The sequence below is a fragment of the Streptomyces sp. DH12 genome, assembly GCF_020873895.1.
Lineage (GTDB): Bacteria > Actinomycetota > Actinomycetes > Streptomycetales > Streptomycetaceae > Streptomyces.
In genome coordinates, this window is record NZ_JAHWGT010000031.1 from 39,340 (window position 1) to 63,331 (window position 23,992).

Annotated in this window: 21 protein-coding genes and 1 tRNA gene; 11 read left to right on the top strand and 11 right to left on the bottom strand. The window is 74.3% G+C overall.

All coding sequences use genetic code 11. The features are described 5' to 3' along the window. Nucleotides 1-41 precede the first annotated feature (41 nt). Nucleotides 42-1,211, top strand: coding sequence for a xylose isomerase (gene xylA, locus LPA54_RS25080; protein WP_228981689.1), 1,170 nt, complete (start codon nucleotides 42-44; stop codon nucleotides 1,209-1,211). A gap of 61 nt (nucleotides 1,212-1,272) precedes the next feature. Here the strand turns inward: xylA and LPA54_RS25085 are convergent, their stop codons facing one another. Next, on the bottom strand, nucleotides 1,273-2,526 hold the full coding sequence (locus tag LPA54_RS25085) for an ROK family protein (RefSeq protein WP_228981691.1): 1,254 nt from the start codon (nucleotides 2,524-2,526) through the stop codon (nucleotides 1,273-1,275). 59 nt (nucleotides 2,527-2,585) lie between these two features. Further along, nucleotides 2,586-2,673 (bottom strand) — tRNA-Leu (locus LPA54_RS25090). 172 nt (nucleotides 2,674-2,845) lie between these two features. On the opposite strand from LPA54_RS25090, the gene LPA54_RS25095 reads away from it, so the two are divergent. The 3 genes from LPA54_RS25095 (at nucleotide 2,846) to LPA54_RS25105 (ending at nucleotide 5,559) form a co-directional block, all read left to right on the top strand. After that, entirely contained in the window at nucleotides 2,846-4,180 is a 1,335-nt protein-coding gene (locus tag LPA54_RS25095; protein WP_228981696.1) for a M20/M25/M40 family metallo-hydrolase, read from the top strand. A 153-nt stretch (nucleotides 4,181-4,333) separates the two neighbouring features. Next, a complete protein-coding gene (locus LPA54_RS25100; RefSeq protein WP_228981698.1) occupies nucleotides 4,334-4,567 on the top strand; it encodes a chaplin in 234 nt (77 codons plus the stop codon). 149 nt (nucleotides 4,568-4,716) lie between these two features. Beyond that, nucleotides 4,717-5,559, top strand: a complete 843-nt coding sequence (locus LPA54_RS25105) for a chaplin (RefSeq protein WP_228981700.1) — start codon at nucleotides 4,717-4,719, stop codon at nucleotides 5,557-5,559. A gap of 85 nt (nucleotides 5,560-5,644) precedes the next feature. On the opposite strand, the gene LPA54_RS25110 is transcribed toward LPA54_RS25105, so the two are convergent. Next, complete coding sequence (locus LPA54_RS25110) at nucleotides 5,645-5,833, bottom strand: DUF5703 family protein (RefSeq protein ID WP_187739671.1); 189 nt, start codon at nucleotides 5,831-5,833, stop codon at nucleotides 5,645-5,647. A gap of 47 nt (nucleotides 5,834-5,880) precedes the next feature. Here LPA54_RS25110 and LPA54_RS25115 point away from each other — a divergent pair, with 47 nt between their 5' ends. Continuing rightward, nucleotides 5,881-6,549: a hypothetical protein gene (locus LPA54_RS25115; protein ID WP_228981701.1), complete on the top strand. Its 669-nt coding sequence runs from the start codon at nucleotides 5,881-5,883 to the stop codon at nucleotides 6,547-6,549. Between the two features lie 95 nt (nucleotides 6,550-6,644). Here the strand turns inward: LPA54_RS25115 and LPA54_RS25120 are convergent, their stop codons facing one another. Next, nucleotides 6,645-9,113 carry a helix-hairpin-helix domain-containing protein gene (locus tag LPA54_RS25120; protein ID WP_228981703.1) on the bottom strand — a complete coding sequence of 823 codons (2,469 nt, stop codon included), beginning with the start codon at nucleotides 9,111-9,113 and terminating at the stop codon, nucleotides 6,645-6,647. Next, nucleotides 9,110-10,099: an aldo/keto reductase gene (locus tag LPA54_RS25125; RefSeq protein WP_228981704.1), complete on the bottom strand. Its 990-nt coding sequence runs from the start codon at nucleotides 10,097-10,099 to the stop codon at nucleotides 9,110-9,112. The genes LPA54_RS25120 and LPA54_RS25125 overlap by 4 nt, the downstream gene beginning before the upstream one ends. Nucleotides 10,100-10,238: 139 nt before the next feature. Between LPA54_RS25125 and LPA54_RS25130 the strand changes: the two genes are divergently transcribed. After that, nucleotides 10,239-11,291 carry an LLM class F420-dependent oxidoreductase gene (locus LPA54_RS25130; RefSeq protein WP_228981706.1) on the top strand — a complete coding sequence of 351 codons (1,053 nt, stop codon included), beginning with the start codon at nucleotides 10,239-10,241 and terminating at the stop codon, nucleotides 11,289-11,291. Between the two features lie 237 nt (nucleotides 11,292-11,528). Next, complete coding sequence (locus tag LPA54_RS25135) at nucleotides 11,529-12,314, top strand: ferritin-like domain-containing protein (protein ID WP_228981711.1); 786 nt, start codon at nucleotides 11,529-11,531, stop codon at nucleotides 12,312-12,314. Between the two features lie 28 nt (nucleotides 12,315-12,342). On the opposite strand, the gene corA is transcribed toward LPA54_RS25135, so the two are convergent. Then, entirely contained in the window at nucleotides 12,343-13,335 is a 993-nt protein-coding gene (corA, locus tag LPA54_RS25140) for a magnesium/cobalt transporter CorA (protein WP_228981759.1), read from the bottom strand. A gap of 125 nt (nucleotides 13,336-13,460) precedes the next feature. On the opposite strand from corA, the gene LPA54_RS25145 reads away from it, so the two are divergent. From LPA54_RS25145 to mshC, 4 genes are all read left to right on the top strand, one after another. Then, the gene (locus tag LPA54_RS25145; protein WP_228981714.1) at nucleotides 13,461-14,189 is read left to right on the top strand and encodes a histidine phosphatase family protein; all 729 of its coding nucleotides are present in this window, start codon (nucleotides 13,461-13,463) and stop codon (nucleotides 14,187-14,189) included. Between the two features lie 81 nt (nucleotides 14,190-14,270). Continuing rightward, entirely contained in the window at nucleotides 14,271-14,861 is a 591-nt protein-coding gene (locus LPA54_RS25150) for a DUF3090 domain-containing protein (RefSeq protein WP_228981715.1), read from the top strand. Continuing rightward, complete coding sequence (locus LPA54_RS25155; RefSeq protein ID WP_228981717.1) at nucleotides 14,825-15,658, top strand: SCO1664 family protein; 834 nt, start codon at nucleotides 14,825-14,827, stop codon at nucleotides 15,656-15,658. The genes LPA54_RS25150 and LPA54_RS25155 overlap by 37 nt, the downstream gene beginning before the upstream one ends. A 114-nt stretch (nucleotides 15,659-15,772) precedes the next feature. Continuing rightward, nucleotides 15,773-17,002, top strand: a complete 1,230-nt coding sequence (mshC, locus tag LPA54_RS25160) for a cysteine--1-D-myo-inosityl 2-amino-2-deoxy-alpha-D-glucopyranoside ligase (RefSeq protein ID WP_228981719.1) — start codon at nucleotides 15,773-15,775, stop codon at nucleotides 17,000-17,002. 160 nt (nucleotides 17,003-17,162) lie between these two features. Here mshC and LPA54_RS25165 read toward each other — a convergent pair whose 3' ends face one another. From LPA54_RS25165 to LPA54_RS25185, 5 genes are all read right to left on the bottom strand, one after another. Beyond that, nucleotides 17,163-18,290, bottom strand: a complete 1,128-nt coding sequence (locus LPA54_RS25165) for a PAC2 family protein (RefSeq protein ID WP_228981720.1) — start codon at nucleotides 18,288-18,290, stop codon at nucleotides 17,163-17,165. A 363-nt stretch (nucleotides 18,291-18,653) separates the two neighbouring features. Then, on the bottom strand, nucleotides 18,654-20,264 hold the full coding sequence (locus LPA54_RS25170; protein WP_228981722.1) for a glycerol-3-phosphate dehydrogenase/oxidase: 1,611 nt from the start codon (nucleotides 20,262-20,264) through the stop codon (nucleotides 18,654-18,656). A gap of 16 nt (nucleotides 20,265-20,280) precedes the next feature. Further along, nucleotides 20,281-21,816, bottom strand: coding sequence for a glycerol kinase GlpK (gene glpK / locus LPA54_RS25175; RefSeq protein WP_228981724.1), 1,536 nt, complete (start codon nucleotides 21,814-21,816; stop codon nucleotides 20,281-20,283). A 53-nt stretch (nucleotides 21,817-21,869) separates the two neighbouring features. Further along, nucleotides 21,870-22,628: an MIP/aquaporin family protein gene (locus LPA54_RS25180; RefSeq protein WP_228981726.1), complete on the bottom strand. Its 759-nt coding sequence runs from the start codon at nucleotides 22,626-22,628 to the stop codon at nucleotides 21,870-21,872. 425 nt (nucleotides 22,629-23,053) lie between these two features. Then, nucleotides 23,054-23,818 (bottom strand): IclR family transcriptional regulator, encoded by a 765-nt coding sequence (locus LPA54_RS25185; protein ID WP_228981728.1) that lies wholly within the window; start codon nucleotides 23,816-23,818, stop codon nucleotides 23,054-23,056. Between the last annotated feature and the right edge of the window lie 174 nt (nucleotides 23,819-23,992).

The following is a 23,992-nucleotide window of genomic DNA, read 5'->3' on the forward strand; positions in this document are numbered from 1 at the left end:
AATCTGAGCAAACAAATAGCCGAGCCGAGGGATCCAGAGCCATGCCGGACCGCTTCGCCCCCACCCCCGACGACCTGTTCACCTTCGGACTGTGGACCGTCGGCTGGCAGGGCGCCGACCCCTTCGGCGCCGCCACCCGCCCGCCGCTCGACCCGGTGGAGACGGTGGAGCGCCTCGCCGGGCTCGGCGCCCACGGCGTGACCTTCCACGACGACGACCTCATCCCCTTCGGCTCCTCCGACGCCGAGCGCGAGGCCCTCGTCAAGCGCTTCCGCGACGCGCTGGACCGCACGGGCATGAAGGTGCCCATGGCGACCACCAACCTCTTCACCCACCCCGTCTTCAAGGACGGCGCCTTCACCGCCAACGACCGGGACGTCCGCCGCTACGCCCTGCGCAAGACGCTCCGCAACATCGACCTCGCCGTCGAACTCGGGGCGCGCACCTACGTCGCCTGGGGCGGCCGGGAGGGCGCGGAGTCGGGCGCCGCCAAGGACGTCCGCGTCGCCCTCGACCGGATGAAGGAGGCGTTCGACCTCCTCGGCCAGTACGTCACCGAACAGGGCTACGACCTGCGCTTCGCCATCGAACCGAAGCCCAACGAGCCCCGCGGCGACATCCTCCTGCCCACCGTCGGCCACGCCCTGGCCTTCATCGAGCGCCTGGAGCGCCCCGACCTCGTCGGCGTGAACCCGGAGACCGGCCACGAGCAGATGGCCGGCCTCAACTTCCCCCACGGCATCGCCCAGGCGCTGTGGGCCGGCAAGCTCTTCCACATCGACCTCAACGGCCAGTCCGGCATCAAGTACGACCAGGACCTCCGCTTCGGTGCCGGGGACCTGCGCCAGGCGTTCTGGCTGGTCGACCTCCTGGAGAGCGCCGGCTACGACGGCCCGCGCCACTTCGACTTCAAGCCGGTCCGCACCGACGGCGCGGACGGCGTGTGGGAGTCGGCGAGGAACTGCATGCGCAACTACCTGATCCTCAAGGAGCGCGCCGCGGCGTTCCGCGCGGACCCCGAGGTCGGTGAGGCCCTGCGCGCCTCCCGGCTGCACGAGCTCTCCCGCCCGACCGCCGAGGACGGCCTCGCCGCGCTGCTCGCGGACACCACCGCGTACGAGACCTTCGACGTGGCCGGCGCGGCCGGCCGCTCGATGGCCTTCGAACGGCTGGACCAGCTCGCCATGGAGCACCTCCTGGCCGTCCGCTGACCCGCTCGCGGCCCGGCCCCGGCGCGCGCCCCCCCCGGGGGCGCGCGCCGGGGGCGCCGTACTACCGCGGCGTGTCGCGCTCCGCGTACCCGGCGGGGTCGGCGATCACGTCCCGCACGACCAGCGCCGCCGCCCCGCGCGCCGCGTCCCCCGACCACGACGAGCCGCGCAGCCGCCCGCTCCCCGCGCTCCACAGCCCCGACACCACCCGCGCGGCGAGCTCCCCGTCGGCGGCCGGCGCGAGCCACGGCACCAGGCCCCGGTAGATCCCGCCCAGCACCACCGCCTCGGGGTCCAGCAGGTTCACCACCCCCGACAGCACCAGCCCCAGCATCCGGCCGGCCCGCTCCAGCGCCGCCAGCGCGCGGGCGTCCCCGGCGGCGGCCCGCCGCTCCAGCTCGGCGACCCCCGCGCCGCCCGCGTCCGCGCCGACCCCCGCGTCCCGCAGCAGCGCCGCCTGCCCGGCGTACTGCTCCAGGCACCCCCGCGACCCGCAGCGGCACAGGGGGCCGGCCGCGTCCGCCACCACGTGCCCGACCTCGCCGGCGAACCCGTGCGCCCCGCGCAGCAGCTCCCCGTCGACGACGACGGCGCCGCCGACGCCGATCTCCCCGGAGACGTACAGGAAGTCGCGCTCCCTCGCCCGGTCCGCCGGCCCGTCCCCGAACCACAGCTCCGCCAGCGCGGCGGCGTTCGCCTCGTTCTCCGAGCCCACCGGCAGCGCCCCCGTGCCCGGCCGCGCCGCCGCCAGGGCCCGCCCGAACAGCTCCTGCGCGGCGACCCGGCTCCACCCGAGGTTGGGGGCCTGCCGGACGGTGCCGCCGGAGACCAGCCCGGGCAGCGCCAGGCGCACGCCCGCCGGGCGCAGCTGCTGCTCGGCCGCCGACTCCAGGGTCCGCGCCGCGATCCGCGCCGCCCGCCCGAGCACCTCCGCGGGCGGTACGTCCCGGTTGTCCAGATGCTCGGTCAGTCGTACCCGATCAGTTCCGGCCAGATCGACGACACAGACGGACACGTAATCGATGTTGATCTCGACACCCAGGCCGGCCGCACCGGTCCGCGCGACCCGCAGCGCCGTCCCCGGCCGCCCCGCCTGCCCGCTGAACGTCTTGCCGGACTCGGTGAGGAAACCGCTGCCCAGCAACTGCTCCACCAGCGAGGACACCGCCGCACGCGTCAGTCCGACCCGCGCCGCCACGGCGGCCCGCGTGGCCTCGCCCTCGTCGTGCACGGCCCGCAGCACCAGGCTGAGGTTGTGCCGCCGCACGGTGGCCTTGTCGGCCTTGGGCTCCAGCGGATCCAGTGTGTTCTTCATCGCCTCTCGCAGCAGCAGCCCCAACAGCAGAAAGACCCCAGATGAACTGGGGTCTTCGCTGGTGTCCGAGGGGGGACTTGAACCCCCACGCCCGATAAAGGGCACTAGCACCTCAAGCTAGCGCGTCTGCCATTCCGCCACCCGGACAAGGTGTCTGTCTCGCGGCCCTGGGCCGTTCCGACGTGGAAAACCATAGCAAACATTCGGCGTGCTCGATCACGCCCCCGCCCCGCCCGCCGGCCTTGGGCCGGGAGCCCGGTCGGTAGCAGGATGGCGCCGTACCAGCAGCACCGACAGCACCGACACGGGAGGAACCAGCGTGAGCGAGACCAACCCGGCCAGGACCGGTCCAGGCGCCACCGCCGAGAGCGAGGTCGTCGACCTCTGCAGCGAGCTCATCCGCATCGACACCAGCAACTACGGCGACCACTCGGGTCCGGGCGAGCGGGGTGCCGCCGAGTACATCGCCGAGAAGCTCGCCGAGGTGGGGCTGGAGCCGAGGATCATCGAGGCGCACAAGGGCCGCGCCTCCACCGTGGCCCGGATCGAGGGCGAGGACCCCTCGCGCCCCGCCCTCCTCATCCACGGCCACACCGACGTGGTGCCGGCCAACGCCGCCGACTGGACGTACGACCCCTTCTCCGGGGAGATCGCCGACGGCTGCGTGTGGGGGCGCGGCGCCGTCGACATGAAGGACATGGACGCCATGACCCTCGCGGTCGTGCGCGACCGGATGCGCAGCGGGCGCAAGCCGCCCCGCGACATCGTCCTCGCCTTCGTCGCCGACGAGGAGGCGGGCGGCACCTACGGGGCGCGCCACCTGGTCGACCGGCACCCCGACCTCTTCGAGGGCGTCACCGAGGCGATCGGCGAGGTCGGCGGCTTCTCCTTCACCGTCAACGAGGACCTGCGCCTGTACCTGGTGGAGACGGCGCAGAAGGGCATGCACTGGATGCGGCTCACCGTCGAGGGCACGGCCGGGCACGGCTCGATGACCAACGACGACAACGCCATCACCGAGCTGTGCGAGGCCGTGGGCCGCGTCGGCCGGCACACCTGGCCCGTCCGGGTCACCAAGACCGTGCGCACCTTCCTGGACGAGCTGTCCGACGCGATCGGCACGCCGCTCGACCCGGACGACATGGAGGGCACCCTCGACAAGCTCGGCGGCATCGCCAAGATGGTCGGCGCCACGCTCCGCAACTCCGCCGCCCCCACCATGCTCGGCGCGGGGTACAAGGTGAACGTCATCCCCGGCCAGGCCACGGCCCACGTCGACGGCAGGTTCCTGCCCGGGTACGAGCAGGAGTTCCTGGAGGAGCTCGACCGGCTGCTCGGCCCCCGCGTGCGGCGCGAGGACGTGCACGCGGACAAGGCGCTGGAGACGAGCTTCGACGGCGCCCTCGTCGACGCGATGCAGACGGCGCTGCGGGCGGAGGACCCGATCGCCCGCGCCGTGCCGTACATGCTGTCCGGCGGCACCGACGCCAAGTCCTTCGACGACCTCGGCATCCGCTGCTTCGGCTTCGCCCCGCTCCAGCTGCCGCCGGACCTGGACTTCGCCGGGATGTTCCACGGCGTGGACGAGCGGGTGCCGGTGGACGGCCTGAAGTTCGGCGTCCGGGTCCTGGACCGCTTCCTCGACGCGAGCTGAAAGTCAGCTGAAACGACACTCCAATAATCGCCCGCGTGTGCACGTCTGACCGAAAAGGGTGAACGAGGCCCGCGCCTCGTAGCCCACCCTCCTCCGCCTCGTTACAGGTGTTGCGGTCCGCGGCTGGGACCGCAATGCCAACTAGGAGGAATAATGATCAAGAAGGTCGTCGCCACCGCGGCCGCCACCGGCGGTCTCATCCTGGCCGGTGCGGGCATGGCCGTCGCCGACGCGGACGCCAACGCCGCTGCCGTGGGCTCCCCGGGTGTCATCTCGGGCAACGTGGTCCAGGTTCCGGTCCACGTGCCGATCAACGTCTGCGGCAACACGATCAACATCATCGGTCTGCTGAACCCCGCCTTCGGCAACGTCTGCATCAACGACTGACCCAGCGCCAGGCGTTGTGCCTCGACCCACCAGGGTCTGAGCCCGGCCGGCCTCGGAGCGCGCGCCATGCGCTCCGGGGCCGGTGGGCATTCAGCCCCCGCGCGAGGTGTGCGGGGGCCTTCGGAAGCCAAGAAGGCAGGAAACTAGCTATGCGACAGGTCACGCGCAAGGGGCTGACCATTGTGGCGGCGGCGGGCGGAGTGCTCGCCCTCGGCGGTGGGTACGCGCACGCGTCCCACGGCGCGGGAGCGGACGGAGTCGCCGCCAACTCGCCGGGTGTCGCGTCCGGCAACTCGGTCCAGGCGCCGGTCAGCGTGCCGGTGAACGCGTGCGGCAACACCGTCAACGTCGTCGGGGCGCTGAACCCGGCGTTCGGCAACAAGTGCGTCAACAAGGGCAGCGACACGCACGCGAAGAGCACCGCCAGCAACTCGCCGGGTGTGGCGTCCGGCAACAACGTCCAGGCCCCGGTCAACGTGCCGGTGAACGCCTGCGGCAACAGCGTGAACGTGGTCGGCGGTCTGAACCCGGCGTTCGGCAACCAGTGCGCGAACGGCGGCAAGACCCCCGACAAGCCGGGCAACCCCGGTAACCCCGGGAACCCTGGTAACCCCGGTAACCCGGGCAACCCCGGTAACCCGGGCAACCCCGGTAACCCCGGTAACCCGGGCAACCCCGGTAACCCGGGCAACCCCGGGAACCCGGGCAACCCCGGGAACCCGGGTCAGCCTGGCAACCCGGGTCAGCCTGGCAACCCGGGTCAGCCGGGTCAGCCGGGTCAGCCGGGCAACCCCGGGGAGCCGGGCAGCCCGGACTCGCCGATCGAGCCGAACGAGCCGGCCCCCCAGGGTGACGGCGGCAGCACCCCGCCGAAGGGCGACGACGAGCTGGCCCAGACGGGCGCCGGCGCGCTCGGCATGCTCCTCCCGGCCGGAGCGGCCGCGCTGCTCGGCGGCACGGTCCTGTACCGCCGCGCCCGCCGCACCGCGTAGGCACGGCGTACCCTCCCGCGCACACGACGGAGCGGGCCCCGCGATCAGCGGAGCCCGCTCCGTCCCTTTGCGCCCGTTCCATCCCTCACCAGGTGGCGCGTACCTGACGGATGATGCGCCGCCGCAGCCGGACACGGCGGCTGCCGTCCCGGTGCAGGGTGAGTCGGTCCAACTCCCAGTGCCCGTACTCCGCGTGGTCGGTCAGGAGCCGCGTCGCCTCCCTCCGGGAGACGCCTCGCGGCACGTACACGTCGACAAATTCGTATTCCGGCATCGCATCTATTGTGCGGGCACGGGCCAGGTACGGATAGCGTCTGCTGTATGTCTGATGCTGCGCAGCCCACAGCTGCCGAGGTACGCGCCGCCGCCGAGGCGGTCAAAGCCGCACTGGACCGTCACCTGGAGGCGGTCGAGAACCGCACCGGTGACGACGACCCCGCGGTCTACGCCGCGTTCAACGACCTGGCCGCCGCGGCCGAGGCGTACGACGAGCGGCTCTACGACCGCTACGACGAGGTCACGCCCTTCGAGATCCCCGGCGCCGAGGACTCCCTGCCGCCGTACGCCGGGCCGGACCAGCCGAACGCGCTGAGCGTACTGATCCGCCGCGACTACGCCGTGGCGGAACCGCAGCGGCTGCTCGCCCAGGCGCAGCGCATCGCCGACGCCGAGGAGGAGGGCGACGACGGGACGGCCAGGACCGGCGCCGCCGTCGGCGCCAGCGTGCACGCCGCGCTCGGGGTCCTGTTCGGCGAGTACGAACCGGACGAGATCGCCTCGCGCCACAAGGAGTTCGGCCTGGAGGAGGGCGACTCCACGCTGTGGGTGGCCGCCGCCGACGACCTGCCCGAGCCGGGGGAGTGGCTCAGCACCCCGTTCGACCAGGCCGACCCGAGCCGGGTCGTCTGCCGCTTCGACGTCAGCGCCGTCTTCGACGAGGACGAGATGTACGAGGAGGACCCCACGGGCCGCTCCCGCGCACTGCCCTGACGGGCCCCGGCGCCCGCCGTGCCCGCGCCCCTGGGGGTGCGGGCACGGCCGTGTCAGGGTGACCGCCGCCGTACCGGCTTGGCGGGCCGGCCCCGCTACTCCGCGGGCTCGGGGACGGCCTCCAGCAGCGCCCGCAGCCGCGTGGTCCGGGTCTGCGCGGGCGGCTCGGCCACCGCCCGGGCCAGCGCCTGGTCGGCGCCGTGCACGACGGACAGGTGCCGGGCGCCCCGGCCGAACGCCGTGTACACCCACGCCCGGCTCAGTCCGCCCACCGCGTCCCCCGGCAGGACCGCCACGACCGCCGGCCAGCGCATCCCCGCCGCCTGGTGCGCGGTCAGCGCCCACCCGTGCCGCACCACGGCCTCGACCCGGTCCTTGGGCACCACCGTCCTCGCGGGCTCGGCCTCGCACTCCAGGTGCAGCCCCTCGGCGTCGGCGGACACCACCCGGCCCTGCACCGTCCGGCCCGGAGCGACCGCGTAGGCCACGCGGTCGCCCGGGTCGAAGCCGCCGAAGCGGCCCGGACCGGGGTTGAGCCGCTGCTTCAACGCCGCGTTCAACGCGCGTGTCCCCGCCGCACCGCCGTGGCCCACCGTGACCACCTGCGTGTCCTCCACCGGGACGCCGAGCGCGCGCGGCACCGAGTCGGCCACCAGCTGCACCGTCCGGTGCACCGCCTCGCCCGCGTCCCGCACCGGTACGATCACGACCTCCTTGCCGGGCGCCTCGACCTGGGCCAGCTCGCCCACGCCGATCCCGGACACCAGCTCCCCGATCGGACCGGGGTCCGGCGTGCGGGACGCGACCTGCGGGCACACCCGGGCCGCCAGCAGGTCCGCGAAGACCCGGCCCGGTCCCGCCGACGGCAGTACGTGCGGGTCGCCGCTCAGCACCAGCCGGCAGCCGTCCGGCACGGACTCCACGAGCATCGCCGCGGCCTCCACGTCGAGCTGCGGCGCGTCGAGGACCACCAGCAGGTCGAGGGCGAACGCCCCCTCCTCGTCCCGTCCCGGCCCGGCCGCGCCGGACAGCAGCGCCGCGACCGTCACCGCGCCCGTCTGCGTGCCCGTCTCCGCGTCCAGCCTGCGGCGGCCGTTCTCGCTGTGCACCGCCACCGCGGCCCGCAGCCCCAGCCGGCCGGCCGCGGCGGCCAGCGCGACCGGTTCGGCGCGCGCCGCCTCACCGCCCGTGTGGACCACCAGGCCCTGCGCGGCGACCGCGCGGGCCAGCTCGACGGGCTCGGCCTGCGCCCAGCGGGCGTCCGGACCGGAGCGGGCCAGCCGGGCCAGGCCGTCCGCGAGGCTCTCCTCCGCCATGGCGTACCGGTCGAGGCCCAGCAGCACCGGCGGGGCCTCCGCCCCCTCCGCGCCGTCCCCGGCCGCTTCGGCCTCTGCCGCGGTTCCGTCCTCGGCCCGGGCGTCCTCGTCGAAGCCGGATCCGCCCTCGTCGAAGCCGGATCCGCCCTCGTCCTCCGCCCCGTCGTGGAAGACCAGGACGACGCCTTCGGCCACGGCGTGCCGCACCGCTCCGTCCGGGTCCGGCACGGACCGCTCGGCGAGCTGCGCGCGCACGGCGGCCGCGTCGAGGGCGGTGTGCCCCCGCAGGGCGGCCCGCTCCAGCGACCAGCCCACCAGGGCGTCCGTGCGGCGCGGGTCCCCCGGGCCGCACTCGGCGCCCAGCAGCGCCCGCGCGAAGCCGTCGGCCTGCTCCGGCAGCACACCGGGCACCGCCAGCAGCCGCCACGGGTCCTCGCGGAGCAGTTCGGCCGCCGTGTCCCCGAGCACGCCCGCGACGCGCACGGCCAGGGCCTCGGGCGCCCCGCCCGCCGTCAGCACGGACCGCACGGCGGCCACCGCCTCCGGTGCCGCGACCCGCGCCGGCGGCGCGGCGGGCGCCGGGACGCGGGGCCGGGGCGGCGCGGCCGGCGGCGGAGCGACCCGCCGCGGCGGCGCCGCAGGAGCGGGGGAGTCCTCGAAGACGGAGCCCGGCTTCTCGCCGCTCTCCACCGCCCGGACGGCCGCGAGCAGGTCGGCGGCCCGGCCGCTCAGCGCGGTGCCGCTCTCGATGGGACCGCCGCGCTCGGCCTTGCGCCGCTCGATGCGCTCCCGCAGCTCCCGCTGCGCGGCCAGCTCCGCCTCCGCCTCGGACGGCGCCGCCGCCTCGGACGCCTTCACCTCGGTCGTCTCGGTCCCCGACGCCTCAGTCCCTGGCACCTCCGCCTCGGACGGCGCCGCCTCGGTGGCCTCCGCCTCGGACGCCTTCACCTCGGTCGGCTCGGTCCCCGACGCCTCAGCCCCTGGCACCTCCGCCTCGGCGGCACCGGCGCCCGGGGACTCACCGGCCGCCGCCTCACCGCCACCCGGCGCCTCCGCGGCCTTCGCGGACGGCGTCGTGTCCGTGCCCTCGGCGTCGTCCGCGAGGGCCCTGTCCGACTCCGACTCCGCCTCCGCCTCCGCGGCCTGCGGGGTCTGCGGCGCCTGCGTGGGCCGGGGCGCCGCCGGTGCGGCGGTCCGGTCGTCGTCGGCCGGGGAGTCGGGGTTCTCCCCCCGGGGAAGCGCGGTCACAGCGTGCTCCAGTCCTGATCGGGGTAGCGGTGCACGGGCGCCGACACGTCGTCGAGCGCCCGGCGGATCTCGTCAGGAAGCGTAAGGCCCTCCACTGACAGTGCGGCCGCGAGCTGCCGCGCCGTGCGCGCTCCGACCACCGGGGCGCTCACGCCCGGCCGGTCGCGCACCCATGCGAGCGCCACCTGCAGCGGGGTCGCCGCGAGGCCGTCGGCCGCCGTCGCCACGGCCTCCACGACGCGCTGCGACGCCTCGTCCAGATACGGCTCCACGAACGCCGACATGTGGTCCGACGCGCCCCGCGAGCCGGACGGCACGCCGGTGCGGTACTTGCCCGTGAGCACGCCCCGGCCCAGCGGCGACGACGGCAGCAGACCGACGCCCAGGTCCCGAGCGGCCGGCAGCACCTCGCGCTCGACACCGCGCTGGAGCAGCGAGTACTCCATCTGCGTCGCCGCCAGCCGCGCCCGCGTCCCCGGCGCGGCCAGCTGCCAGGTCGCCGCCTTCGCCAGCTGCCAGCCGCAGAAGTTCGCCACACCGACGTACCGGGCGCGGCCGCTGGTGACGGCTATGTCCAGGGCCTGGAGCGTCTCCTCCAGCGGCGTCCACGGGTCGTACGCGTGGACCTGCCACAGGTCCACGTGGTCGCTGCCCAGCCGGGCCAGCGAGGCGTCGAGCGCGGACAGCAGGTGGCCGCGGGAACCGTCGAAGCGCCGCTGCGGATCCGGGTCGGGCACGCTGCCGGCCTTCGTGGCGATCACCAGGTCCCGGCGCGGCACCAGCCGCTCCAGCATCCGGCCCAGGAGGTGCTCGGCCTTCCCGCCGCCGTACACGTCGGCCGTGTCGACGAGCGTCCCGCCGGCCTCCCAGAAGACCTTCACCTGTTCGGCCGCCTCGTGCTCGTCCGTGTCGCGGCCCCAGGTCAGGGTGCCCAACCCGATCCGGGACACGCGCAGGCCGGTGCGGCCGAGATGCCTCTGCTCCATGGCCGCGACCCTACTGGCCGGGACAGGAGGCCGAGGGACCCTGTGGACAACGCGGCCGGGCGGCGCACTGCCGCGCCGGCCGCCCGCGCGCTAGAGTCCGCTCACCACAGACGTTACTGATCGGTAAAAGGGGACCCGCATGCGGCTCGGCATCAACCTCGGCTACTGGGGCGCGGGCATGGACGGCGACAACCTCGCCGTCGCGCAGGAGGCGGACCGCCTCGGCTACGACGTGTGCTGGGCGGCCGAGGCGTACGGGTCGGACGCCCCCACCGTGCTGGCGTGGGTGGCCGCGCAGACCGAGAGCATCGACGTCGGCTCGGCGATCATGCAGATCCCGGCGCGGCAGCCCGCGATGACCGCCATGACGGCCGCCACCCTCGACTCGCTCTCCGGCGGCCGCTTCCGCCTCGGCCTCGGCGTCTCGGGCCCGCAGGTCTCCGAGGGCTGGTACGGCGTCACCTTCGACAAGCCGCTCGCCCGCACCCGCGAGTACGTGGAGATCGTCCGCCGGGCCATGTCCCGCGAGCGGCTGACCTACGACGGCGAGCACTGGACGCTGCCCCTGCCCGGTGGCCCCGGCAAGCCGATCAAGCTCACGGTCCACCCGCAGCGCGAGCACATCCCGCTCTACGTCGCGGCCATCGGCCCGAAGAACCTGGAGCAGACCGGCGAGATCGCCGACGGCGCCCTGCTGATCTTCCCGTCCGCCGCGCACCTGGAGGAGACCGCCGTCCGCCACCTGCGCGCCGGGCGGGAGAAGGCCGGGCTCACCATGGACGGCTTCGACGTCTGCCCCACCGTCCCCCTCGCCGTCGGTGACGACGTCGCGGCCCTCGCCGACACCTTCCGCCCGTACACCGCCCTCTACGTGGGCGGCATGGGCAGCCGGAAGCAGAACTTCTACAACCGGCTCGCCCAGCGCATGGGGTACGAGAAGGAGGCCGCCGAGATCCAGGACAAGTACCTGTCCGGCGACAAGGACGGCGCCGCGGCCGCCGTGCCGCACCAGCTCATCGACGACACGACCCTGCTCGGCCCCGTGGAGCGGATCGCCGACCGGATGGCGGCCTACGCGGCCGCCGGCGTCACCACCCTGACCCTGGCCCCCGCCGGCTTCACCCTCGACGAGCGGATCGCCGCCCTCCGGGCGGGCACCGAGGCGCTGGAGCGGGCGGGCCTCGTCGACTGAGCCGGCCGGGCGGACGGCCCGGCCGGCCCCCGGGGAAGCCCGCGGCCGTGGTGGGGGCTCGGGGTCATCCCCGCCACGGCCGTCACGCAGCACAACGCGCCACCGGCCGCCGGGTTACGCCCCCGTCGCACCGCGCACGGCCCCGCCGCTGCTCCGATCGGTGGAGTGGCGGCGGGGTGTCGTTGCCTCACCCCCTCCCCGGCACTTGACTCGTGCCGACACACGGAGGTGACAGCGATGCTCTCGGCCCGCAGCCTGTTCCAGGAGATCGTCGAGGACGACCGTTCCTACCAGCTGTTCTGTTCCATCGCCGCCAGCGGCGAGACCCAGGGCGGCTGGGAGAACGCCCGGATCGCCGCCCTGGTGCCGCAGTCCCTGGCCGCACTGGCCCCGAAGATCACCCGGCACGGCGCCGACGAGGACAAGCACGGCCGCCTCTTCAACGGGCTGCTGAGGAAGCGCGGCCTCGACCCGGTGCCCGTCCCGCCCGAGACGGACTACACCATGCTGCTGGAGCGCGCGGGCATCGGCCTCGCCCACGACAAGCTCCGGCGCGACCAACCGCTCACCGAGTACGACATCCTCGTCTACCTCGCGCACAGCCGCGTCACCGAGCAGCGCGCCGCCGACCAGATGAACCTGCTCGTCCGGCACTTCGGCGACCACCCCGAGATGGGCAAGGCCCTCCGCATGATCAGCGCCGACGAGGACAACCACCTCGCCTACTGCCACGAGGAACTGCTCCGCCTCGCCCGCGCCGGCCACGCCCGCACCATCCGGCGCACCCTGCGCGAGAGCGCCCTCGCCGAGATCGCCGTCCACCGCGACGTCAGCCTCGCCGTCATGGAGTACATGGGCCGCATCCTGCGGTGGCCGCGCGCCAAGTCGGCCGTCCTCGCCGCGGGCATCCACGCCGTGTACGCCTGTGAGCGGGCCGGCGGCTGGCGGCGCATGGTCCGCCTCGCCATGCCGGCGCAGCGCGACGCCATGGGCGGGCCGGCCGAGACCGTGCCGGCGCACTGACCCGCCGGCGGTCCGGGGCGGGGCGGCGTCAGAGCCAGCCGCGCCGCTTGAACAGCCGGTACAGCCCCGTCACCGCGACCGCCATCAGGCCCACCACCGCCGGGTAGGACCACACCCACTCCAGCTCCGGCATGTGCGTGAAGTTCATCCCGTACACGCCCGCCACCATGGTCGGCACCGCCGCCATCGCCGCCCAGGCGGAGATCTTGCGCATGTCGTCGTTCTGCCGGACGCCCATCTGCGCGAGGTGCGCCGAAAGGATGTCCGACAGGAGCCGGTCCAACCCCTCCACCTGCTCGTTCGCCCGGGTCAGGTGGTCGCTGACGTCCCGGAAGAACGGCCGGGCGGACTCGACGACGTACGGCACGCCCGTCCCCGCCAGCCGCTCCATGGGCGAGGCCAGCGGCCCCGTCGCCCGCCGGAACTCCAGCACCTGCCGCTTGAACGTGTAGATCCGCGACGCCGTGTTCTTCGCGTCGCCCCCGGTCGGCGCGAAGACCTCCGCCTCCAGCTCCTCCAGGTCCAGCTGGAGCTCGGCCGCCACGTCGATGTAGTGGTCGACGACGGCGTCGCTCACCGCGTACAGCACCGACGTCGGCCCCTGCCGCAGCACGTCCGGGGCGGCCTCCAGCCGCCGGCGCACCTCCGACAGCGGCGCCCCCACGCCGTGCCGGACCGTCACCACGAACGAGTCGCCCAGGAAGAGCATCAGCTCCGACGCGGAGACCGTGTCGCCGGCCGGTTCGTACTGCACCGGCTTCAGCACCAGGAAGAGCGAGTCGTCGTACACCTCCAGCTTGGGGCGCTGGTGGGCCTTGAGGGCGTCCTCGACGGCGAGCGGGTGCAGCCCGAACTCCGCCGACACCCGGTCGAACTCCTCGGCGGTCGGCTCGTGCAGGCCGATCCACAGGAAGCCGTCCACGGAGCCGCGCGCCTCCTCAAGGGCGGCGACGACGTCGGTGGGGCCCTGGAGGCGTCTCCCGGCACGGTAGATGGCGCAGTCAACGATCACGCCGCGTATTCTTCCCCGCCCACCGCCGCGCGCACCCACCGCGCCGCCGCGGCCTGCCCGGACGGGCCCGTCAAGGCTGTGCCGCCCTCCGGGCGGACGACGCCGCTTTCCGGACACCCCCTAGGCTGGCCGCCATGGCGACCCTGATCCTCGTCCGGCACGGCCGGTCCACCGCGAACACCGCCGGAGTCCTCGCGGGCCGCACCCCGGGCGTCGGCCTCGACGAACGCGGCGCCGCGCAGGCGGCCGCGCTCCCCGGCCGGCTCGCCGGCGTGAAGCTCGCGCTGGCCGTGAGCAGCCCCCTCCAGCGCTGCCGCGAGACCCTCGCCCCGCTCCTCGCGGCCCGCCCCGGCCTCGCCGTGCACACCGACGACCGGCTCAACGAGTGCGACTACGGCGACTGGTCGGGCCGCGGCCTCGCGGAGCTGGGCGGCGAGCCCCTCATGGAGGTCGTCCAGCACCACCCGTCGGCGGCGGCCTTCCCCGGGGGCGAGTCCATGCGCGGCATGCAGGCCCGCGCCGTCGAGGCGGTACGGGAGTGGAACGCGCGCGTGGCGGCCGAGCACGGTGAGGACGCCGCCTACGTGGTGTGCTCGCACGGCGACATCATCAAGTCGCTCGTCGCGGACGCCCTCGGCATGCACCTCGACCTCTTCCAGCGCCTCCACGTCGACCCCTGCTCGGTCACCGCGATCCGCTACACCCGGACGCGGCCCTTCCTCGTCCGCCTCGGCGACACCGGCGACTTCGCCGGCCTCGCCCCGGGCGCTCCCGGCGGCCCCGCGCGGCCGGGCCCCGACGGCGCGGCCCCGACCGGACCGGACGGCGCCGCGCAGGTGGGCGGCGGCGCGGGCGCACCGTGATCGACGCGCACAGTAGGGTGGACGCGCTGCCGTCACGGCCCGCGGCCGGACCCGCCTAACCAAGATCAAGGGAGAGGGAACGTGTCCCGTCAGGTGTTCCTCTATGACCCGCCGGAGCGCTTCGTGGCCGGTACGGTCGGGCTGCCTGGCCGCCGTACGTTCTTCCTCCAGGCGTCCGCCGGCGGGCGGGTCACCAGCGTCGCCCTGGAGAAGACCCAGGTCGCCGCGCTCGCCGAACGCATGGACGAGCTCCTCGACGAGGTGGTGCGCCGCACCGGCGGCAACGCCCCGGTCCCGGCGGTCGCGCCGGCCGACGTCGCCGACACCGCCCCGCTGGACGCCCCCGTGGAGGAGGAGTTCCGCGTCGGCACCATGGCGCTGGCCTGGGACGGCGAGGACCAGCGGCTGATCGTCGAGGCGCAGGCGCTCGTCGAGCTCGACGTCGACTCGGAGGAGGACCTCGCCGAGGCGGAGGAACGTCTCCTCCAGGACGAGGAGAACGGCCCGCCGATGCTCCGCGTCCGGCTCACCGGTGCCCAGGCGAGGGCCTTCGCCAAGCGCGCCCTGGACGTCGTGAACGCCGGCCGGCCGCCCTGCCCCCTGTGCAGCCTGCCGCTCGACCCGGAAGGACACGTATGCCCGCGCCAGAACGGATACCGCCGCGGGGCCTGACGGCGACGGCCGACGTGCTGGAGGTCCTCGCCGGGGGCGAGCTGACCGTGCGCGGCCAGGTCCGTGAGGCGTCCAACGCCGTACTGCTCTGCTCCGCCGCCCTCGCCGGCCGCGCGGTCGACTGCGTGTACAAGCCCGTCGCGGGCGAGCGGCCGCTGTGGGACTTCCCCGACGGGACGCTCGCCGAGCGGGAGGTCGCCGCGTACGCGGTCTCCGAGGCCACGGGGTGGCACCTCGTCCCGCCGACCGTCCTGCGCGAGGGGCCCTACGGGCCCGGCTCGGTCCAGCGGTGGATCGACGCCGACCCCGCCGCCCCGCCGCTGCTCTCCCTGGTGGACGGGGACGAGGCCGGCGACGGATGGCGGCCGGTGGGGCTCGCCGAGGTGGGCGGGGGCCGCACGGCGCTGCTCGTCCACGCCGACGACCCGCGGCTGCGGCGCCTCGCCGTCCTCGACGCGGTGATCAACAACGGTGACCGCAAGGGCGGCCACCTGCTGCCCGCCGGGGACGGCGCCCTGTACGCCATCGACCACGGCGTGACGTTCCACGCGGAGGACAAGCTGCGGACGCTGCTGTGGGGCTGGGCCGGCGAGCCGCTGCCCGACGAGGCCCTGGAGGTCCTGGCCCGGCTCGACGCGGAGCTGGCGCCCGGCGCAGCGCTGGCCACCCGTCTGGAGCAGCTGATCACCCCGGCCGAGGTCGACGCGGTGCGCGCCCGGATCACGGCCCTGCGCACCACCGGCCGGCACCCCGAGCCGTCCGGCACCTGGCCGCCGATTCCCTGGCCACCGGTGTGAACCCGGCCTGACCGGCACCGCAGCACACCGCGGCGCCGAGTACAAGAGGGCGGAACCGGTCATGAACCCGCCTCCGGTTCGTATCCGGAACACCCGTCCGGTTACGCTCAAGGCATGCATGCCTGGCCCGCTTCTGAGGTCCCCGCCCTGCCCGGCAAGGGCCGCGACCTCCGGATCCACGACACCGCGACCGGCGGACGAGTGACCCTCGACCCCGGCCCCGTCGCCCGCATCTACGTCTGCGGCATCACGCCGTACGACGCGACCCACCTGGGTCACGCGGCGACCTACAACGCGTTCGACCTCGTTCAGCGCGTGTGGCTCGACACCAAGCGGCAGGTCCACTACGTGCAGAACGTGACCGACATCGACGACCCCCTCCTGGAGCGGGCCGCGCGCGACGGCATCGACTGGGCCGGTCTCGCCGAGCGGGAGACGTCCCTGTTCCGCGAGGACATGACGGCGCTGCGGATGCTGCCGCCGCAGCAGTACATCGGGGCCGTCGAGGCCATACCCGGCATCGTCCCGATCATCGAGCGGCTCCGCGACATGGGCGCCGCCTACGAGCTGGACGGCGACGTCTACTTCTCCGTCGAGTCCGACCGGCACTTCGGTGAGGTCTCCCACTACGACGCCGAGCTCATGCGGGCCCTCTCCGCCGAGCGCGGCGGCGACCCGGACCGCCCCGGCAAGAAGAACCCGATCGACCCGCTGCTGTGGATGGCGGCCCGCGAGGGCGAGCCGAGCTGGGACGGCGCCTCCCTCGGCCCCGGCCGGCCCGGCTGGCACATCGAGTGCGTCGCCATCGCCCTGGACCACCTGGGCATGGGCTTCGACGTGCAGGGCGGCGGCTCCGACCTGATCTTCCCGCACCACGAGATGGGCGCCTCCCACGCCCACGCGCTGACCGGCGAGTTCCCCTTCGCCAAGGCGTACGTGCACGCCGGCATGGTCGCCCTGCACGGCGAGAAGATGTCGAAGTCCAAGGGGAACCTCGTCTTCGTCTCCGCGCTCCGCCGCGAGGGCGTCGACCCCGCCGCGATCCGCCTGGCCCTGCTCGCGCACCACTACCGTGCCGACTGGGAGTGGACCGACCGGGTCCTGCGGGACGCCGAGGAGCGCCTGGACCGCTGGCGCGCCGCCGTCTCCCGCCCGGACGGGCCGTCCGCGGACGCGCTCGTGGAGGAGGTCCGCGAGGCGCTCGCCGACGACCTGGACACGCCGGCCGCGCTCGCCGCGGTCGACCGCTGGGTCGAGCGCCAGCAGGCCGGGGGCGGCACGGACGAGAGCGCGCCGGGGCTCGTCTCGCGCGCCGTCGACGCGCTGATGGGCGTCGCCCTCTAGGCAAGGACAGGCCACGGCCGCCCACGGGCGGCTCGGCACCCTCGTCGGCCGCCGCGCCGAGCGCGCGGCATCCGCGCGGCGGACATGCCGCGGCGGGGCGGTACCGGGGTACGGCACCGCCCCGCCGGGGAGCGGGGAGCGGGTCCGGTTCCGTGGGGCGCTACTCCTTGGGGTCCTTCGGCCCCTGTGCCGGCGGCGGGCCCTCGTCGGGGCCGCCGGGTGCCTCGGGGTCGCGGGGGCCGTCGGCGGAGGTGCCCCGGGCGCTGTCCGCCGGACCGTCGGCGGGACCCTCCTGGGGGCCGTCCGCCGCCCCTTCGGAGCCGCGCCGGGGCGGCTTCGGCGGGCGGGTGCGCCCGCTGGAGGTGTCACGCAGGTACGAGCCGTCGCCGCCGTCGGTGGCGTGCCCGGGGCCGCCGGGCAGGGCGCCGGGGCCGCCGGGGCCCGGACCGCCGTCCCGCCGACGCAGGTACCGCTCGAACTCGCGGGCGATGGCCTCGCCGGACGCCTCCGGCAGCTCCGCCGTGTCCCGCGCCTCCTCCAGCGTCTGGACGTACTCGGCAACCTCGCTGTCCTCGGAGGCCAGTTGGTCGACGCCGAGCTGCCAGGCGCGGGCGTCCTCGGCCAGCTCGCCGAGGGGGATGCGCAGGTCGATGAGGTCCTCGAGCCGGTTGAGCAGCGCCAGGGTCGCCTTGGGGTTGGGCGGCTGCGACACGTAGTGGGGCACCGCCGCCCACAGGCTCACCGCCGGGACGCCCGCGTGGGTGCACGCCTCCTGGAGGATGCCGACGATGCCCGTCGGTCCCTCGTACCGGGTCTCCTCCAGCTCCATCCGCCGCGCCAGGTCCGGGTCGGACGTCACGCCGCTGACCGGCACCGGCCGCGTGTGCGGGGTGTCGCCGAGCAGCGCGCCCAGGATCACGACCATCTCGACGCCCAGCTCGTGGGCGAAGCCCAGCAGCTCGTTGCAGAACGAGCGCCAGCGCATCGACGGCTCTATCCCGCGGACCAGGACCAGGTCGCGGGGCTTGTCACCGCCGACGCGGACCACGGACAGCCGGGTGGTGGGCCAGGTGATCCTCCGCACCCCTCCGTCCAGCCACACCGTGGGCCGGTTGACCTGGAAGTCGTAGTAGTCCTCGGCGTCCAGCGCCGCGAACACCTCGCCCTTCCACTCCCGTTCCAGGTGCGCGACCGCGGTGGAGGCGGCGTCGCCGGCGTCGTTCCAGCCCTCGAACGCGGCCACCATGACCGGGTCGATCAGCTCGGGAACCCCCTCGAGCTCGATCACCCAGGCCTCCTTCCGAAGTTCCGTGCGTACGGACCAACCTTACGGCGTGCGGACCCCTCGCCCGCAGCCCCTTGTACACGTCCGGGTGCTGTATCGGCCTGCCACGACGGGGCCGGACCAAACCTCGTGGCGGCTCCCGCTCCGCGTGACGCGCCGGGGACGGCGGGCGGCCCGGCCGCCGCCCGCCGCCGGCGTCCGGGACGGCCGCGGCCGGGCGCCGCGCACCCCCCGGCGGCCCGGTCCGGACCGCCCGCGCACCGAGGTCCGGCCCGATCCGGGGCGGGGCGGGCGCACGGAGGAGGGCGGCTCCCGCCGGGGAGCCGCCCTCGTGCCTCGCCGGCCCGGACCCGCCGGGCGGGGCGGTCAGGCGCCGCGGCGGAGCATCGCCTCGACCCGGCCGCGGACGTCGTCCGTCGCCAGGCCCCGGATGGTCAGGGTCGTACGGCGGCGCAGCACGTCGTCCGCCGTCTCCGCCCACTCGTGGTCGCGGGCGTAGGCGACCTGCGCCCAGATCTCCGGCGCGTCCGGGTGTATGCGCTCGGCCAGCTCCGGGGTCTCGTTCGCCAGGCGCGCGATGTCGAAGGCGAGGGAGCCGTAGTGCGTCGCCAGGTGGCGGGCGGTGTCGGCGGCCATGCGCGGGCCGGGCGTGCCCCCGTCGACGAGCAGCCGGTGGGCGACCGCGTTGGGGTTGGCGATGCCGGGCAGCGGCAGCCTCTTCGGGAGGCTGGCGATCGGCTCCATGTCGTCGGCGAGCGGGCGTCCGGGCAGCGCGGCGAGCTTGTTCATCACCGTGCGGCCGATGTGGCGGAAGGTCGTCCACTTGCCGCCGGCGACCGACAGCATGCCGCCGCGGCCCTCGGTGACGACCGTCTCGCGCTTGGCCTTGGAGGTGTCCCCGGGCCCGCCCGGCAGGACGCGCAGGCCGGCGAACGCGTAGGTGATGAGGTCCCGCGACAGCTGCTGGTCGCGGATGGAGAAGGCGGCCTCGTCCAGGATCTGGGCGGTGTCCTTCTCGTTGACCGCGACGTCCGCCGGGTCGCCCTCGTACTCCTCGTCGGTGGTGCCGAGCAGGAGCATGTCCTCCCAGGGCAGGGCGAAGGTGATGCGGTACTTGTCGATCGGGGTGGCGAGCGCGGCCTTCCACGGGGAGGTGCGCTTGAGGACGAGGTGGGCGCCCTTCGACAGGCGGATGGAGGGGGCCGCGTTCGGGTCCTCCATCCGGCGCAGGTGGTCGACCCAGGGGCCGGTCGCGTTGAGGACGAGCCGGGCGTCGACGCCGAACTCGCTGCCGTCGAGCCGGTCCCTGAGCTCGGCGCCCGTGACGCGGCCCCGCGTGAACCGCAACCCGGTGACCTCGGCGTGGTTGAGGACGGTGGCGCCCGACTCGACGGCCGCGCGGACCGTCATCAGCGCCATCCGGGCGTCGTTCATCTGGTCGTCGCCGTACACGGCCACGGCCTTGAGGTTGTCGGTGCGCAGCTCCGGCACGTCCTGCGCGGCCTTGGCGGGGCTGAGCAGGTGGCCTACGCCGTCACCGAAGGCGGAGAGCGCCGAGTAGGCGAAGACGCCCGCTCCGAGCTTCGCCGCGCCGTGCGGCCCGCCCTTGTACACCGGGAGGTAGAAGGTGAGCGGGTTGGCCAGGTGCGGGGCGACCTGGCGGGAGACCGCACGGCGCTCGAAGTGGTTCTCGGCGACCAGCTTCACGGCGCCGGTCTGCAGGTATCGCAGCCCGCCGTGGAGCAGCTTGGAGGAGGCGGAGGAGGTGGCGCCGGCGAAGTCGCCGGCGTCCACCAGAGCCACCCGCAGCCCGGACTGGGCGGCGTGCCAGGCGGTGGAGATGCCGAGGATGCCGCCGCCGATGACCAACAGGTCGTAGGTCGCCTTGGACAGCCGTTCCCGGGTCTCCGCGCGGCTGGGCAGGTGACCGGCAGCCGGGTGCGTCCCGAGGCTCGGAACGCTCTGCAGGGTGGTCATGTCGCGATACTCCTCGTCAGTTCTCTTCTGCTTCGAGCCAGCCCATGGAGCGCTCGACGGCCTTGAGCCAGTTCTTGTACTCGCTGTCGCGCCGGTCCGCGTCCATGCGGGGGGTCCACTCGGCGGCCCTGCGCCAGTTGGCGCGCAGGGCGTCGGTGTCGGGCCAGAAGCCGACGGCCAGGCCGGCGGCGTAGGCGGCGCCGAGGCAGGTCGTCTCGGCGACCATGGGACGCACGACGGGCGCGTCCACGAAGTCCGAGAGGGTCTGCATCAGCAGGTTGTTGGAGGTCATGCCGCCGTCGACCTTGAGCGCGGCGAGTTCGACACCGGAGTCCTTGGTCATGGCGTCGGTGATCTCGCGGGTCTGCCAGGCGGTGGCCTCCAGGACGGCGCGGGCGATGTGCGCCTTGGTGACGTACCGGGTGAGGCCGGCGATCACCCCGCGGGCGTCGGAGCGCCAGTACGGGGCGAAGAGGCCGGAGAAGGCCGGTACGAAGTAGGCGCCGCCGTTGTCCTCGACCGACGACGCGAGGGTCTCGATCTCGGCGGCGGACTTGATCAGGCCCATCTGGTCGCGCATCCACTGCACCAGCGAGCCGGTGACGGCGATGGAGCCCTCCAGGGCGTACACCGGGGCGTCGTCGCCGATCTTGTAGCCGACGGTGGTGATGAGGCCGGAGTACGAGTTGATGATCTTCTCGCCGGTGTTCATCAGCAGGAAGGTGCCGGTGCCGTACGTCGACTTGGCCTCGCCCTCGGAGAAGCAGGTCTGGCCGAAGAGGGCCGCCTGCTGGTCGCCGAGCGCGGAGGCGACGGGCACGCCGTCGAGGACGCCGCCCTTGACCGTGCCGTACACCTCGGCGGAGGAGCGGATCTCCGGGAGGACCGCGGCCGGGACGTCCATGGACTGCAGGATCTTGTCGTCCCACTCCATGGTGTGGAGGTTCATCAGCATGGTGCGCGAGGCGTTGGTGACGTCGGTGACGTGCCTGCCGCCGTCGACGCCGCCGGTCAGGTTCCAGATGACCCAGGAGTCCATCGTGCCGAAGAGGATGTCGCCGCGCTCGGCGCGCTCGCGCAGGCCCTCGACGTTGTCGAGGAGCCAGCGGACCTTCGGGCCGGCGAAGTAGGAGGCCAGCGGCAGGCCGGTCTCGCGGCGGAAGCGGTCCTGGCCGACGTTGCGGCCGAGCTCCTTGCAGAGCGCGTCGGTGCGGGTGTCCTGCCAGACGATGGCGTTGTGGACGGGCTCACCGGTGTTCTTGTCCCACAGCAGCGTGGTCTCGCGCTGGTTGGTGATGCCGATGGCCTTGACGTCCGCGGCGGTGATGCCGGCCTTCTCGATGGCGCCGGCGACGACTTCCCGGACGTTGGTCCAGATCTCCGCGGCGTCGTGCTCCACCCAGCCCGGCTTGGGGAAGATCTGCTCGTGCTCCTTCTGGTCGACGGAGACGATGCGGCCGTCCCGGTCGAAGACGATGCAGCGGCTGGAGGTGGTGCCCTGGTCGATCGCGGCGATGAAGGGGCCGGAACCGTGCGAGGTCGTGGCGGTCATGGGGTGTGCTCCTCGGGGTCGGTGAAGGGATCGGGTCGGTCGGTCGGCCGGGCTCAGGCGAACGCGAGGGAGTAGATACCCGCGGCCGCGGCGGAACCGATCAGCGGACCGGCGACGGGGATCCAGGCGTACCCCCAGTCGGACCCGCCCTTGTTCGGCAGGGGGAGCAGGGCGTGCACGATGCGCGGGCCGAGGTCGCGGGCCGGGTTGATGGCGTACCCGGTCGGACCGCCGAGCGACAGGCCGATGCCGACGACGACGAAGGCGACCATCAGACCGCCGACGACGTTGAGTCCCTTGCCGCCGTCGTTGAGGCCCTGGGTGAGCACGGCGAGGACGAGCACGAAGGTGCCGATGATCTCGGTGGCGAGGTTCTGCCACACGTTGCGGATCTCGGGACCGGTGGCGAAGACGCCGAGGACGGGGCCGGGGCCCTCGACGGCGGACCGGGAGGCGCACTCGGGGTCGCGCAGGTGGGCCTGGAAGTGCCCGTAGTAGGCGACCCACACCAGGGTGGCGCCGATCATCGCGCCGAGGAGCTGGCCGGCGAAGTAGAACGGCACGTCACCCCACGCGCCGTCCTTCAGGGCGATGCCGAGGGTCACCGCCGGGTTCAGATGGGCGCCCGAGAGGGAAGCGGTCATGTACACCGCGGTCATGACCGCGAAGCCCCACCCGAAGGTGATCGCGAGCCAGCCCGCGTTCTGCGCCTTCGAGCGCTTGAGCACGACGGCGGCGACCACGCCTCCGCCGAGGAGGATGAGTACGGCGGTACCGATGGTCTCGCCGATGAAGATGTCGGAGCTGGACACCCGCGACTCCTTTGTCCTTCGTCCAGGGGAAAGGCGAACCCCGGGTCCCTCCGGTGGTCCGTGCCCTCGGGGTGAGGGCGGTGCCGGCCTCCTGGCGTTGTCACACTCTAGCGCGTGTTTCCGGTAGGTGTTCGACAATGCCGACCGATGGACGGCAGTTTTGCCCCCGGGTGAATTCCGCGTCAAGAGTTCTCGCCCGAGAGACCCGATCGTTACCGCAGGCAGGGCGCGGCTCAGTGCGCGGGCAGGGCGCGGGCGGGCCGCCGGTACCGGGCGGACGGGGGGCGCGGGGGTCCGGCGGCCGCCCGGCGTCGCGGCCCCTCGGGGGCGTGCGGACGGGGAGCGGTCGCCGGGGCGCGGGCGGCGTCCTGCGGGTGCCCGCCCGTCACGCCGGCGGCAGGGGGCCGGCGGGGTCCGGCGCGGCGTCAGAAGCGGCCGGCGCCCAGGTCGCGCGAGACGGCGCGGGCGCACTCGCGCACCGCCGCCACCAGCTCCGAGCGCAGCTCCCCGGCGGCGCACACGCGCTCCACGGCCCCGGTGATCGCCACGGCCCCCACGGGCATCCGCCGCCGGTCGTGGATGGGCGCGGCGACCGAGGCGACGCCCTCCCAGGTCTCCTCCAGGTCCGCGGCCCACCCGCGGGCCCGCGTCAGGTCCAGGAGCTCCTCGAAGTCCTCCAGCCCCGTGACCGTGCGGGGGGTGAAGGCCTTGCGCTCCACTTCCATGGCCTCGCTGTGCGCGACGGGGTCGTACGCGGACAGCACCTTGCCGAGCGCCGTGGAGTGCAGCGGCTGCATGGCGCCGACCTCCAGCACCTGCCGGCTGTCGTCGGGGCGGAAGACGTGGTGGATGACGAGCACCCCGTGCTGGTGGAGCACGCCCAGATGCACGCTCTCGCCGCTGGAGCGGGCCAGGTCGTCGGTCCACACCAGCGCGCGGGCCCGCAGCTCGTGCACGTCGAGGTAGCTGTTGCCGAGCCGCAGCAGCTCGGCGCCGAGCTGGTACCGCCCGGACGCCGCGTCCTGCTCGACGAACCCCTCCGACTGGAGGGTGCGCAGGATGCCGTGGGCCGTGCCCTTCGCCAGGCCGAGCGACGAGGCGATGTCGGAGAGACCCAGCCGGCGCTCCCCGCCCGCGAGCAGCCGCAGCATCGCCGCCGCGCGCTCCAGCGACTGGATGTTCTTCGCCATCCCCGGCCTGCTCCTTCACTCCATGGTTCGACAATGCTGAACACTATCGGTCGTTGCCGACCTGCGGCCACATCCTGGGACGCCTCCCCGCGCCATCCGGCCGGACATCGACCCCGCCAAGCATGCCGTCCGCCACGTGGGACGCCGTGTCCGCCCCGGGGGAGGGGCGGTTAC

Coding starts and splice junctions, on each gene's coding strand:
- LPA54_RS25105 (WP_228981700.1), top strand. CDS start 4,717: ATGCGACAGGTCACGCGCAAGGGGCTGACCATTGTGGCGGCGGCGGGC.
- LPA54_RS25085 (WP_228981691.1), bottom strand. CDS start 2,526: ATGAAGAACACACTGGATCCGCTGGAGCCCAAGGCCGACAAGGCCACC.
- LPA54_RS25110 (WP_187739671.1), bottom strand. CDS start 5,833: ATGCCGGAATACGAATTTGTCGACGTGTACGTGCCGCGAGGCGTCTCC.
- LPA54_RS25115 (WP_228981701.1), top strand. CDS start 5,881: ATGTCTGATGCTGCGCAGCCCACAGCTGCCGAGGTACGCGCCGCCGCC.
- LPA54_RS25130 (WP_228981706.1), top strand. CDS start 10,239: ATGCGGCTCGGCATCAACCTCGGCTACTGGGGCGCGGGCATGGACGGC.
- LPA54_RS25135 (WP_228981711.1), top strand. CDS start 11,529: ATGCTCTCGGCCCGCAGCCTGTTCCAGGAGATCGTCGAGGACGACCGT.
- mshC (WP_228981719.1), top strand. CDS start 15,773: ATGCATGCCTGGCCCGCTTCTGAGGTCCCCGCCCTGCCCGGCAAGGGC.
- LPA54_RS25125 (WP_228981704.1), bottom strand. CDS start 10,099: ATGGAGCAGAGGCATCTCGGCCGCACCGGCCTGCGCGTGTCCCGGATC.
- LPA54_RS25155 (WP_228981717.1), top strand. CDS start 14,825: ATGCCCGCGCCAGAACGGATACCGCCGCGGGGCCTGACGGCGACGGCC.
- LPA54_RS25170 (WP_228981722.1), bottom strand. CDS start 20,264: ATGACCACCCTGCAGAGCGTTCCGAGCCTCGGGACGCACCCGGCTGCC.
- LPA54_RS25185 (WP_228981728.1), bottom strand. CDS start 23,818: ATGGCGAAGAACATCCAGTCGCTGGAGCGCGCGGCGGCGATGCTGCGG.
- xylA (WP_228981689.1), top strand. CDS start 42: ATGCCGGACCGCTTCGCCCCCACCCCCGACGACCTGTTCACCTTCGGA.
- LPA54_RS25100 (WP_228981698.1), top strand. CDS start 4,334: ATGATCAAGAAGGTCGTCGCCACCGCGGCCGCCACCGGCGGTCTCATC.
- LPA54_RS25145 (WP_228981714.1), top strand. CDS start 13,461: ATGGCGACCCTGATCCTCGTCCGGCACGGCCGGTCCACCGCGAACACC.
- glpK (WP_228981724.1), bottom strand. CDS start 21,816: ATGACCGCCACGACCTCGCACGGTTCCGGCCCCTTCATCGCCGCGATC.